Here is an 11527-nt window from a genome sequence, read left to right on the forward strand (position 1 = left end):
TCGCACCACGGCGCCGCCCTCACGTATTTCTGCCATGTCCGACACATTGCGCCTCGTCGAGGCGCTGATCGCCCGGGATTCCGTCACCCCTCATGACGGCGGCTGCCAGGCCCTGATGACCGAGCGCCTCAGCGCCGTCGGCTTCGAGTGCACCACGCTCACCTACGGTCCGGCTGATGCACCCGTCACCAACCTGTGGGCGATCAAGCGCGGCCATGGCCACGCCACCGGCAGCCCGACGCTGGTCTTCGCCGGCCACACCGATGTCGTGCCCACCGGCCCGCTGGACCAATGGAGCAGTCCGCCCTTCGTGCCCACGCACCGCGGCGGCATGCTCTACGGCCGCGGCGCCGCCGACATGAAGACCTCCCTGGCCGCCATGGTCGTGGCCAGCGAAGCCTTCGTGGCTGCCCATCCGCAACACGCCGGCAGCGTCGCCTTCCTGATCACGAGCGATGAAGAAGGCCCCTCGGTCGATGGCACCGTCAAGGTCTGCGAATGGCTGCAGCAGCAAGGTGAACGCATCGACTGCTGCATCGTCGGCGAGCCCACCTCGGTCAAGTCGCTGGGCGACATGATCAAGAACGGCCGCCGAGGCTCGCTCTCGGGCAAGCTGCGCATCAAGGGCGTGCAGGGCCACATCGCCTACCCGCACCTGGCCCGCAACCCGATCCACCAGGCGGCGCCCGCGCTGGCCGAACTGGTCACCATCGAGTGGGACAAAGGCAACGATCACTTCCCGCCCACCAGCTGGCAGATGTCCAACATCCATGCCGGCACGGGCGCGAACAACGTGATCCCGGGCGAGGTCGTCATCGACTTCAACTTCCGCTTCTCAACCGAATCGACGCCCGATGGCCTGAAGGCCCGCGTGCACGAGTTGCTCGACCGCCACGGCCTAGAGTACACGATCGACTGGGTGCTGGGCGGCCGCCCCTTCCTCACGCGCCCCGGCAGCCTGATCGAAGCATTGTCCGGCGCCATCCAGCAGACCACCGGCCTCACGACCGAGCTGTCCACCACGGGCGGCACGTCGGATGGCCGCTTCATCGCCCAGATCTGCCCGCAGGTGGTCGAGTTTGGCCCCGTCAACGCCACCATCCACAAGATCGACGAGCACGTGGCTGTGGACGCCATCGAGCCGCTCAAGAACATCTACCTGCGCACCCTCGAAAGACTGCTAACGTGAGCACCCCGACCACCGTGATCACAGTTCTCCAACTGATCGACTCCAGCGCCGCCCGCCTCACCGAGGCGGGTGTTGCTTTCGGGCATGGCACGGCCACCGCCTTTGATGAGGCCGCCTGGCTGGTGCTGTGGTCGCTCGGTCTGCCGCTGGACGATCTGGATGGCGCAGCCAACCAGCCCGTCACAGACGAGGCCACGCATAAGACGCAAGCACTGATCGAACAGCGCATCACCACCCGGCAGCCCGCCGCTTACCTCACGCAGGAAGCCTGGCTGCAGGGCGTGCCCTTCTACGTGGACGAGCGCGCCATCGTGCCCCGCTCCTTCATCGCCGAGGTGCTGGCCGATGGCAGCATCGACGACTGGCTCAGCGACCGCACCCACCGCGTGCTGGACCTGTGCACCGGCAACGGCAGCCTGGCCGTGCTGGCTGCCCTGGCCTTCCCCGAGGTGGTGGTCGATGCCATCGACCTCAGTCCCGATGCCCTGGCCGTGGCCCGTATCAACGTCGACAAGCATGATCTGGCCAGCCGCATCACCTTGATCGAAGGCGATGGCCTGCAACCCGCCCAAGGCCCCTACGACCTGATCCTGTGCAACCCGCCCTACGTCAACGCGCGCTCGATGGCCGCGCTGCCGGCCGAGTACCAGGCCGAGCCCGCCATGGCGCTCGGCTCGGGCGAAGACGGCATGGACTTCTGCCGCGCCCTCATCACCGCGCTCAAGGCCGCTCCCACGCAATACCTCAGCGATGAGGGTGTGCTGATCCTGGAGATCGGCAACGAACGCGAGCACTTCGAACAAGCTTTCCCCGACCTGCCGGTGGTGTGGCTCGACACCACCTCGGGCGCCGACCAGCTGCTGCTGATCACCCGCGACGCCCTGGACGTCTGACCTCCCTTTCCCATGATCACCCTGAAGAACATCACGCTGCGCCGCGGCACCAAGGTCGTGCTGCAAGGCGCCAGTGCCACACTGCATGGCGGCGAGAAGGTCGGCCTGATCGGCCGCAACGGCGCCGGCAAATCCTCGCTGTTCTCACTGCTGACCGGCCGCCTGCAACTCGATGGCGGCGACATCGAGATCCCGCCGAGCTGGCTGGCCCCCGGGGGCATGGCCGAGGTCGCGCAGAACATGCCCGAGACGGACGACTCCGCCACCGACTTCGTGCTGCAAGGCGACACCCGCCTGATGATGGCCCGTCAGGCCGTGGCAGAAGCCGAAGCTGGTGACGACGGCAACGCCATGGCCGAGGCCTACACCGCTCTGGCCGATGCCGGCGATTTCGACGCCCCCGCCCGCGCGCAGGCCCTGCTGATGGGCCTGGGCTTCAAGGGCGCGCAACTCGAAGCGCCCGTCAACAGCTTCTCCGGCGGCTGGCGCATGCGCCTGCAGTTGGCGCGCGCGCTGATGTGCCCCTCGCAACTGCTGCTGCTCGACGAGCCCACCAACCACTTGGACCTGGACGCCCTGGTCTGGCTTGAAGCCTGGCTGCAGCGCTACGAAGGCACGATGATCGTCATCAGCCATGACCGCGAGTTCCTGGATGCCATCACCAAGGTCACCCTGCACCTGGACGAGGCCAAACTCACGCGCTACACCGGCGGCTACACCGCCTTCGAGTTCATGCGTGCCGAGCGCATGAGCCAGGCGGCAGCCGCTTTCGCCAAACAGCAGGACCGCATCGCCCACCTCAACAAGTTCATCGCGCGCTTCAAGGCCAAGGCCTCCAAGGCCAAGCAGGCGCAGAGCCGCGTCAAGGCGCTGGAACGCATGGAAAAGCTGGGCCCCGTGCTCACGGCGGCTGATTTTGAGTTCGAGTTCCGCGAGCCCGAGAGCCTGCCCAACCCCATGCTCGCCCTGCGCGACCTGGACTGCGGCTACCGCAACGACGACGGCGACGTCACCATCGTGCACAGCATCAACCGCTCGGTGATGCCCGGCCAGCGCATCGGCATCCTGGGCGCCAACGGCCAGGGCAAGTCCACGCTGGTCAAGACGCTGGCGCACATGCAGCCCGCCATCGCCGGCGACATCACCGAAGGCAAGGGCCTGAGCATCGGCTACTTCGCCCAGCAGGAGCTGGACGTGCTGCAGCTCGACAGCGGCCCGCTGCTGCACATGATCCGCCTGGCCAAGCAGGTCAACCCGCAGGCGCGCGAGCAGGAACTGCGCGACTTCCTCGGCCGCTTCCGCTTCGTCGGCGACATGGTCAACCAGCCCGTCGGCCAGATGAGCGGCGGCGAGAAGGCCCGACTGGTGCTGGCCCTGATCGTGTGGCAGCGCCCCAATCTGCTGCTGCTCGACGAACCCACCAACCACCTGGACCTGACCACCCGCGAGGCCCTGAGCATGGCGCTCAACGGCTTCGAAGGCACCGTGATGCTGGTCAGCCATGACCGCGCCCTGCTGCGCGAGGTCTGCGACGAGTTCTGGCTGGTCACCAAGGGTGGCGTGAGCGAGTTCGACGGTGATCTGGACGACTACCAGAAGTGGCTGCTGGAGCAGTCCCGCCTGCAGGCGGCTGAAATGAAGGCCGCCGCCAAGCAGGCTGCAGCAGCACCGGCCCCTGCGCCCGTTGCGGCACCCGTGGCAGCCCTAGCGCCTTCGCCGGCTGCGTCATCTGGCAACCGCAAGGAAGAACGCAAGGCCCAAGCCGACGCCAACCAGAAGCTGGCCGCGCAGACCAAGCCGATCAAGCAGGCACTGGCCAAGGTGGAGCAGCGTCTGGCCGCCGCCAGCGAAGAAAGAGACCGGATTGGCGAGGCTTTGGCCGATCCGGCCCTCGGCGCCACCGAGCGCGTCGATCTGGGCCGCAAACTCAAGGAGTTGGGCGACGAAATCGACGAGTTGGAAGCCAAATGGCTGAACTTAAGCGAATCTCTGCAACTGTTGCAACAAGGGTGATGGATCACCGGAACCTCACAAAACCGTGTTAACCCTTTGATTTCGGCCAGTTTTATGGGTTGACGCCCTGTAGGAACTCCCCTACTCTTGCGCCCCATGCGTTTCATGTTCTGGTGGACAGCACGTCGCGCGCAGCATTCGCTCGCGGCCCAGGCTGTTTCTTTCTCGTTGGCATCCCTGCTGGCCGTCACCGGCCTGGTGACGGGCGCTCGCGACGCCAGTGCCCAGGCCTTGCCTGCTGCCAATGGTGCCAGCGCACCGGAAGCCCAGGCCGCGGCAACGTCTGCAGACGCCTCCGACCCCGTCTCCCGCTTCCTGGCCGACAAGGGCCTGCTCAACACCCGCCCCGTCAGCGAACTGGCCCAGCAGGTGCGCGACAAGGCCACCGATCTTGCCTCTGACTTGGTCATCTCGGCCATGGACTTCCTGGGCGTGCCCTACCGCCGTGGCGGTGACTCCAAGAGCGAAGGCTTCGATTGCAGCGGCTTCACCCGCCATGTGTTCGAACGCAGCATCGGCATGGTCCTGCCGCGCCGTGCCGCCGAGCAGGCCGCCATGCCCGGCATGGAACCGATCAAGCAGGCCGAACTCAAGCCCGGCGACCTGGTGTTCTTCAACACCCTGCGCCACACCTTCTCGCACGTCGGCATCTACATCGGCGACAACAAGTTCATCCATTCGCCCCGTGCGGGTGGCGCCGTGCGCATCGAAGACATGCGCGTGGCCTACTGGCAGCAGCGTTTCGACGGCGCCCGCCGCGCTCCCACGCTGACCGCCGCGCCCGTCACCACCAATGCCTTGCTGCAACGCAGCAACTCCGGCAATCGCGCTGACGCTGCGCCCTGACGCGGCCAGCCAACTCTTCACGACACGCTCGGGCTTGCGCTCGCCAAGGCCATCGGGCCTGACAAGTTGAGCCACAATCCTGTCCATGCGAGAGGCCCGGTTCATTCCCCTAAAACAGGAAGCCCCCCCTGTTGGGGCGGGCACGGTACAGGCACTGCCCCCAGCCTCTGCTGCCATGCGCCCAGACGCCAAGGGCGCGCCGGTGCTCGACACCCTGCAGCGCCCCCTGCATGATCTGCGCATCTCCGTGACCGACCGCTGCAATTTCCGCTGCGGTTACTGCATGCCACGCAGCGTGTTCGGGCGGGGCCATCGCTTCCTGCCGCACCAGGCCCTGCTCAGCTTCGAAGAGATCGCCCGCACCAGCCGGCTCATGGTGTCCATGGGCGTGCGCAAGCTCAGGCTCACCGGCGGCGAGCCCTTGATGCGCAAGAACCTCGACCAGTTGGTCGCCATCCTCGCGCCCTTGCAGACGCCGGATGGCCACCCTGTCGAGCTGACCCTCACGACCAATGCCTCCTTGCTGGCCGACAAGGCCGCGGCCCTCAAGGCCGCAGGCTTGCACCGCGTCACCATCAGCCTGGATGCACTGGACGATGCCATCTTCCAGCGCATGAACGACGCCAGCGTCTCCGTCCGGCAGGTCCTGACGGGCATCGACGCCGCACAGCACGCCGGCCTGGGGCCCCTTAAGGTCAACATGGTGGTGCAAAAGGGCATCAACGAAGACCAGATCCTGCCCATGGCGCGCCACTTCCGGCACAGTGGTGTTGAACTGCGCTTCATCGAGTACATGGATGTGGGCGCCACCAATGGTTGGCGCATGGACCAAGTGCTCCCCTCCGAGCAGGTCTGGCAGCGCATCGCCGATCACTACCCCTTGCGGGATCTGCCGACGGTGCATGCCGGAGAAACCGCTCGCCGCGCCACCTACAAAGACGGCGCCGGCACGGTGGGCTTCATCTCCAGCGTCACCCAGGCCTTCTGCGGTGATTGCAACCGCCTGCGCTTGTCCACCGATGGCCGGCTGTACACCTGCCTGTTTGCCCACCAAGGGCACGACCTTCGCGCAGCCCTGCGTGGGGGCGATGACGATGCCACCCTGCTGGCCCGCCTGCAAGCCTTGTGGCAGCAACGCCAGGACCGCTACTCCGCGCTGCGCAGCACCACGCCAGACGCCTCCCTCCCGCCTGCGGCCCAGACCCCAGTTGCACCCTCGGCCCGCCGCATCGAGATGAGCTACATCGGTGGCTGACAACGCCCCGCTCGATCTCGTCGATGGCTGGCTGCTGTGTGGCGGCGAAGGCCGCCGCATGGGCGGCCAGGACAAGGGGCTGCTGCCCTGGCATGACACGCCACTCGCCCTGCATGTGGCCCGCATCCTGGCGCCTCAGGTACACCAGCTCACGCTCAACGCCAACCGGCATCTCGACCAGTACGCCCGCTGGGGCTGGCCCGTGCAGCCCGATGCACCGGCGCTGCCACCCAAGGCCGGCCCGCTGGCAGGGATGCTCACGGGCTTGCAGCACACCACCACGCACTGGATCCAGTTCAGCCCTTGCGACAGCCCGTCGCTGCCGCCGGATCTGGTCGCCACACTGCAGCAGGCGGCCGCGAAGGCCCAGGCGCTGGTGGCCGTGCCCATCAGCATCGACCCGGCCACGGGCGAGCCACGCCACCACTGGACCACCGCCCTGCTGCACCGCGACTGCACCCCGGTGTTGGCGGACAAGTTCCAACAAGGTGAGCGCCGCGTGGGCGAATGTCTACGCGCCTGCCCATGGATCGGCGTATGCTTTGAGCGCCCGGCAGATTTCTTAAACATCAATACCCCGGAGACAATGCATGGAACGCCATGGCACTGAGGGGCTTCGCGTGGCACGCGTCACGCCTGCGGAACTGAGTTCGTTCAAATACCTGCGCGATGAAGGCCTGCGCCTGCATCCCGAGGCTTTCGACGCCGACATCGAAGGCGAGCAGGCCCGCCCGCCCGAGAGCTACATCGGCCGCCTGGGCCTGTACGAGCCGCTGGGCGGCACCTTCCTGATCGGCGCCTGGCTGGGCCAGGACATGGTCGGCATGATCGGCCTGGAGCGCCACAGCCTGCCCAAGCTGCGCCACAGCGCTGAGCTCAACAGCATGCTCGTCAAGCCCAAGCATTGCGGCAAGGGCATCGGCATGAGCCTGATCAAGGAGTGCCTGGCCCAAGCCCGAAAAGCCGTCGGGCTGGAGCTACTCACCCTGCGCGTGAGCACCGAAACCGCTGACGCCGTGCGCCTGTACGAGCGTGCCGGCTTCAAGGCCTGCGGGGCCGTGCCGCACGCTGTCCGACTCATTGATGGTGCTGGTCAGGTGCGCTACATCGACCGCCTCACGATGGCGCTGATCCTCTGATCAAGGCGCCATCGCGTTCAGCACATCTTGCAGCATGCCTCAGCTTGAGGCGCCCGACACACCACGGTTGGCCAGGGCATCCGCGCGTTCATTGCCCGGATCGCCCGCGTGCCCCTTCACCCAGCGCCAATCCACCTTGTGGCGTGAGGCCGCTGCCTCCAGTTCCTGCCACAGCTCGGCGTTCTTGACCGGCTTGTTGTCGGCGGTCTTCCAGCCGCGGCGCTTCCAGCCCGTGATCCACTCCGTGATCCCCTTGCGCACGTACTCGCTGTCCGTGTAGACCACGACTTCGCAAGGCTTCTTGAGCACGGTCAAAGCTTGGATCACGGCCGTGAGCTCCATGCGGTTGTTGGTAGTGCCATGTTCGCCGCCCCACATTTCCTTCTCGTGCGGGCCGCTCACCATCCAGACGCCCCAGCCACCTGGCCCGGGGTTGCCCTTGCAAGCGCCATCCGTGTAGACCACCACCTTGGGCGACACCGTCTCACTCATCACTTCGAATCCGTTTGCGTGGCAGGCGCAGGTGCACCCACCGATTGAACATGGCGGTTGGCCACCACAGCCGGTGCCGCCTGCGGTGCCACCTTGGCCCGCTTGAGCTTGCCCACCAGGCGCATGCCGCGCACACGCTTGACGGCCACCACAAAATAAACCGAGCCCAGCACCGGCCACCAGCGCTCGCCCATGCGCTCCATCCACTCGAAGCGCGACCACCACGCCGGGTTGCGCAACATGGGCCGGTAACAGCCGAAGCTGCCCCCTTCGACCTCCAGATCGAGCAGGCGCAGCCAGTCACGCAGGCGCCAGTAGGCGATGAACTCGCCTTGAGGCAGCACCATGGTCTGCCCCATGCCCCAGCGGCCCATGCGCTGGCGCATGCCCCACAGGCTGGCCGGATTGAACCCGGCGATCACCACCCGCCCCTCGGGCACCAGCACGCGCTCGACCTCGCGCAGCGTGTCATGGGGGTCGCGTGCCAGTTCCAGGCCATGCGGCAGCACGACCAGGTCCAGGCTGGCACTGGGAAACGGCAGCGATTCGAAATCGCAGCGCAGGTGAACGCCTTCGGTCGGTTGCAGCGCATCGGCAGGCGCGCCCCCCACCGCCGGGCTCGAGGCAACCGGCACATCGGCTGGCGGCACCCAGCCCTGGTAGGCCGCATCCAGGGCCAGCCAGCGATGGGGCATGCGGTTGGCCCGCAGGGCATCGACCTCGGGCAAACCGAGCTGCAGCGCATGAAAACCGAACACATCGGCCACCATGCGGTCCATCTGAGCCTGCTCCCACTCGAGCAAGGCTCTGCCGGCGGGCAAGGCCAGCCAGGGATGCAACTCTATAATCGGTTCGACTTTCGTCATGAAACTGCTTGCCCTGCCCGCCTTCTCGGACAACTACATCTGGATGATCAGCGATGGCACTCGAGCCCTCGTGGTCGATCCGGGGGATGCTGCGCCGGTGCTGCAGGCCTTGCAAGAGCAAAAGCTGGCACTGGCCGCCATTCTAGTGACCCACAAGCATGCGGATCACGTGGCCGGTCTGCCCGAGTTGCGGCGCATCGTTCAAGGCCCGGTCTATGGCCCTCGCCACGAGGCCATCAACGGCATCGACATCCCTGTGGGCGATGGCGACACCGTGCATGAACTGGGCCTGACATTCGACGTTTGGGACACCCCTGGGCACACCGCAGGGCATGTCAGTTACGTCGCGCTACCAGCCCAGGGTATGCCTTGGCCCCAGAGGCTGGTATTCTGTGGAGATACCTTGTTTTCTGCTGGATGCGGGCGCATTTTCGATGGCACCACAGAGCAGTTGCTGCACTCGCTGGATCGCCTGGCTGATTTGCCGGCCGATACCTGGCTGTGTCCCACCCACGAATACACCGTGTCGAACCTGCGATTTGCCAGCGCTGCCGAACCGGGCAACCCCGATGTGGCCCAAGCCTTGGAGCAAAGCCTGGCACTGCGCGCGCACGGCGAGTACACGCTGCCCACCAACGTGGCCCGCGAACGGCTCATCAACCCTTATCTGCGCTGCCGCCAGCCGACGGTGGCCGCGCAAGCCCTGAAGCAAGGCGCGCCCGACGCCTCCGCCCTGTCGGTCTTCACCACCTTGCGTCAGTGGAAGAACACATTCACAGCATGAGCATCCTGCACACCCTACCCGCCCTGGGCCGATCGGCCTGCACCCTGCTCACCACATCCTCCCTCCTTCTCCTGACCGCCTGCAGTTCGCTGGACCTGCCCTTCGCCAAGCGCGATGCAGCCGGCACGCTGGCCGATGCCCCGACCGCCAGCGGCCCCGCGCCCGAGCCACGCAGCGCGCGCCTGGCACTGGCCAATGTCCCCAAGGACAACGTGCCCCTGGCCGTCGAAGGTGCCCGCGCGCCCAACGCGCCCTCGGTGATCACGCGCAGCCTGTCGCTCGATGCCCTGCGCGGCGGCAATACGGCCGCACCGGCCGCCAACGATGAAGACGAGGCCAAGGACGCCGCCGGCCCCCCGACGGACCCGCTGCGCCCAGAGGCCACGCTCAACCTCGACGACCGCGAAGCCGCCAAGGACCTGTGGGGCCGTGTGCGCCAGGGCTTCACCTTGCCACCGTTGGAATCCGAACTGGTGGCCGATCATGAACGCTGGTACGCCAGCCGGCCCGACTATGTCCAGCGCATGACGGACCGGGCCAACCGCTACCTCTTCCACGTGGTCGAAGAGGTCGAGCGCCGCGGCATGCCGTCCGAACTGGCGCTGCTGCCCTTCATCGAAAGCGCCTTCAATCCGCAGGCCCTGTCGCCTGCCCGCGCGTCGGGCATCTGGCAGTTCATGCCGGCCACCGGCAAGGATTTCGAGCTCAAGCAGAACCTGTTCCGCGACGACCGCCGTGACGTGCTGGCCTCCACCCGCGCGGCCATGGACTACCTGCAGCGCCTGTACCGCATGTTCGGTGACTGGCACCTGGCCCTGGCCGCCTACAACTGGGGCGAAGGCAATGTGCAGCGCGCCATCGCCCGCAACACCAAGGCCGGCCTGCCCACCGACTACCTCAGCCTGAACATGCCGGCCGAGACGCGCAACTACGTGCCCAAGCTGCACGCCGTGCGCAACATCGTGGCCAATCCCGAAGGCTACGGTCTGGCGCTCAGCCCCATCGAGAATCACCCCTACTTCGTCAGCGTCCCCATCCAGCGCGACATGGACGTGGCCCTGGCCGCACGGCTGGCCCAGCTGACTCAGGCCGATTTTCAGGCCCTCAACCCATCGATGAACAAGCCCGTCATCCTGGCGGCGGGCACCCCCCAGATCCTGCTGCCGTACGCCAACGCCAGCAGCTTCATGCATAACCTGTCGCGCCACAAGGGCACACTGGCCAGTTGGACGGCCTGGGTCGTGCCCAAGACGATGCGCCCCTCCGACGCGGCCAAGCGCCTGGGCATGAGCGAATCCGACCTGCGCGAGATCAACCGCATCCCGCCCCGCATGCTGGTCAAGGCCGGCTCGACCTTGCTGGTGCCGCGCTCGCAGCACCGCGAGCAGGACGTGTCGGAAACCGTGGCCGACAACGCCATGATGTCCCTGGCCCCCGATCTGCCGCCAATGCGCCGCATGACCGTCAAGGCCCGCAAGCGCGATACCGTGGCCAGCATCGCCCGCCGCTACAAGGTGTCTGAGGCCCAGGTGGCCCAGTGGAACAAGGTGCGCGTGGGGGCCACCTTCAAGCGCGCCCAGGCGGTGGTGGTGTATGTGCCGGTAAAGGCAGCACGTGCCGTCGCTTCGCGTGATGATGACGATCGCCCCAAGGCCCGCAGCCGCTCGACCTCGTCGGCCAAGGCCAGCGCGAAAAACACGCGCGCCTCCACCAAAGTGGCCACGACCAAGCCGGCAGGTAAGGCCAAGGCCAAGGCCCGTCAGGTAGCGTCTTCGCGCAATCAGGGCAAGACCAAGGCGACGGCACCGAGCCGTCAACAGCCCCGCGCCCGTGTGGTGGCGGCCAACAGCAACTGAGGTTGCCCTTGTTTCCCGGAGTTCTTAACTCATCGATTACGCGGCCTTCTTGTGCTGTGCCGCATGTCAGCGTTGCTCGTACTGCATCGGGCTGAGATAGCTCAACGTGGAATGCAGCCGCTTGTGATTGTAAAAGCCCAGCCAGTCGACGACCGCATCCATGGCTTCTCGTCGGGTGGCGAACTTGTGGCCAT

At 66.5% G+C, this 11527-nt stretch carries 12 protein-coding genes; 9 read left to right on the forward strand and 3 right to left on the reverse strand.

The genetic code is table 11. The features are described 5' to 3' along the window. Positions 1 to 34: 34 nt before the first annotated feature. The 7 genes from dapE (at position 35) to WAQ08_RS21600 (ending at position 7335) form a co-directional block, all read left to right on the forward strand. Positions 35 to 1189 carry a succinyl-diaminopimelate desuccinylase gene (dapE, locus tag WAQ08_RS21570; protein WP_422194653.1) on the forward strand — a complete coding sequence of 385 codons (1155 nt, stop codon included), beginning with the start codon at positions 35 to 37 and terminating at the stop codon, positions 1187 to 1189. A gap of 14 nt (positions 1190 to 1203) precedes the next feature. Further along, positions 1204 to 2082: a 50S ribosomal protein L3 N(5)-glutamine methyltransferase gene (gene prmB, locus WAQ08_RS21575; protein ID WP_422194673.1), complete on the forward strand. Its 879-nt coding sequence runs from the start codon at positions 1204 to 1206 to the stop codon at positions 2080 to 2082. Between the two features lie 12 nt (positions 2083 to 2094). After that, positions 2095 to 4095 carry an ABC-F family ATP-binding cassette domain-containing protein gene (locus WAQ08_RS21580; RefSeq protein ID WP_422194655.1) on the forward strand — a complete coding sequence of 667 codons (2001 nt, stop codon included), beginning with the start codon at positions 2095 to 2097 and terminating at the stop codon, positions 4093 to 4095. A gap of 96 nt (positions 4096 to 4191) precedes the next feature. Next, positions 4192 to 4941, forward strand: a complete 750-nt coding sequence (locus WAQ08_RS21585) for a C40 family peptidase (protein WP_422194657.1) — start codon at positions 4192 to 4194, stop codon at positions 4939 to 4941. An 85-nt stretch (positions 4942 to 5026) separates the two neighbouring features. Next, on the forward strand, positions 5027 to 6196 hold the full coding sequence (gene moaA / locus WAQ08_RS21590; RefSeq protein ID WP_422194659.1) for a GTP 3',8-cyclase MoaA: 1170 nt from the start codon (positions 5027 to 5029) through the stop codon (positions 6194 to 6196). Next, positions 6189 to 6806 carry a molybdenum cofactor guanylyltransferase MobA gene (gene mobA, locus WAQ08_RS21595; protein ID WP_422194661.1) on the forward strand — a complete coding sequence of 206 codons (618 nt, stop codon included), beginning with the start codon at positions 6189 to 6191 and terminating at the stop codon, positions 6804 to 6806. The genes moaA and mobA overlap by 8 nt, the downstream gene beginning before the upstream one ends. After that, on the forward strand, positions 6787 to 7335 hold the full coding sequence (locus tag WAQ08_RS21600) for a GNAT family N-acetyltransferase (protein ID WP_422194663.1): 549 nt from the start codon (positions 6787 to 6789) through the stop codon (positions 7333 to 7335). The genes mobA and WAQ08_RS21600 overlap by 20 nt, the downstream gene beginning before the upstream one ends. Positions 7336 to 7374: 39 nt before the next feature. Here WAQ08_RS21600 and rnhA read toward each other — a convergent pair whose 3' ends face one another. Together rnhA and WAQ08_RS21610 are read right to left on the reverse strand one after the other, a co-directional pair. Then, entirely contained in the window at positions 7375 to 7827 is a 453-nt protein-coding gene (gene rnhA / locus WAQ08_RS21605) for a ribonuclease HI (protein ID WP_422194665.1), read from the reverse strand. Beyond that, the gene (locus WAQ08_RS21610) at positions 7827 to 8693 is read right to left on the reverse strand and encodes a class I SAM-dependent methyltransferase (RefSeq protein WP_422194667.1); all 867 of its coding nucleotides are present in this window, start codon (positions 8691 to 8693) and stop codon (positions 7827 to 7829) included. Before WAQ08_RS21610 ends, rnhA begins: the two co-directional genes overlap by 1 nt. Between WAQ08_RS21610 and gloB the strand changes: the two genes are divergently transcribed. Further along, positions 8692 to 9477: a hydroxyacylglutathione hydrolase gene (gene gloB / locus WAQ08_RS21615; RefSeq protein ID WP_422194669.1), complete on the forward strand. Its 786-nt coding sequence runs from the start codon at positions 8692 to 8694 to the stop codon at positions 9475 to 9477. The two genes, WAQ08_RS21610 and gloB, sit on opposite strands and share 2 nt — an antisense overlap. Continuing rightward, positions 9474 to 11333 carry a transglycosylase SLT domain-containing protein gene (locus WAQ08_RS21620; RefSeq protein WP_422194671.1) on the forward strand — a complete coding sequence of 620 codons (1860 nt, stop codon included), beginning with the start codon at positions 9474 to 9476 and terminating at the stop codon, positions 11331 to 11333. Before gloB ends, WAQ08_RS21620 begins: the two co-directional genes overlap by 4 nt. A gap of 66 nt (positions 11334 to 11399) precedes the next feature. On the opposite strand, the gene WAQ08_RS21625 is transcribed toward WAQ08_RS21620, so the two are convergent. Then, a partial coding sequence (locus tag WAQ08_RS21625; RefSeq protein WP_422194675.1) for an IS3 family transposase occupies positions 11400 to 11527 on the reverse strand: 128 nt, incomplete at its 5' end.

Source organism: Aquabacterium sp. (assembly GCF_049274795.1).
Classification (GTDB): Bacteria; Pseudomonadota; Gammaproteobacteria; order Burkholderiales; family Burkholderiaceae_C; genus Aquabacterium.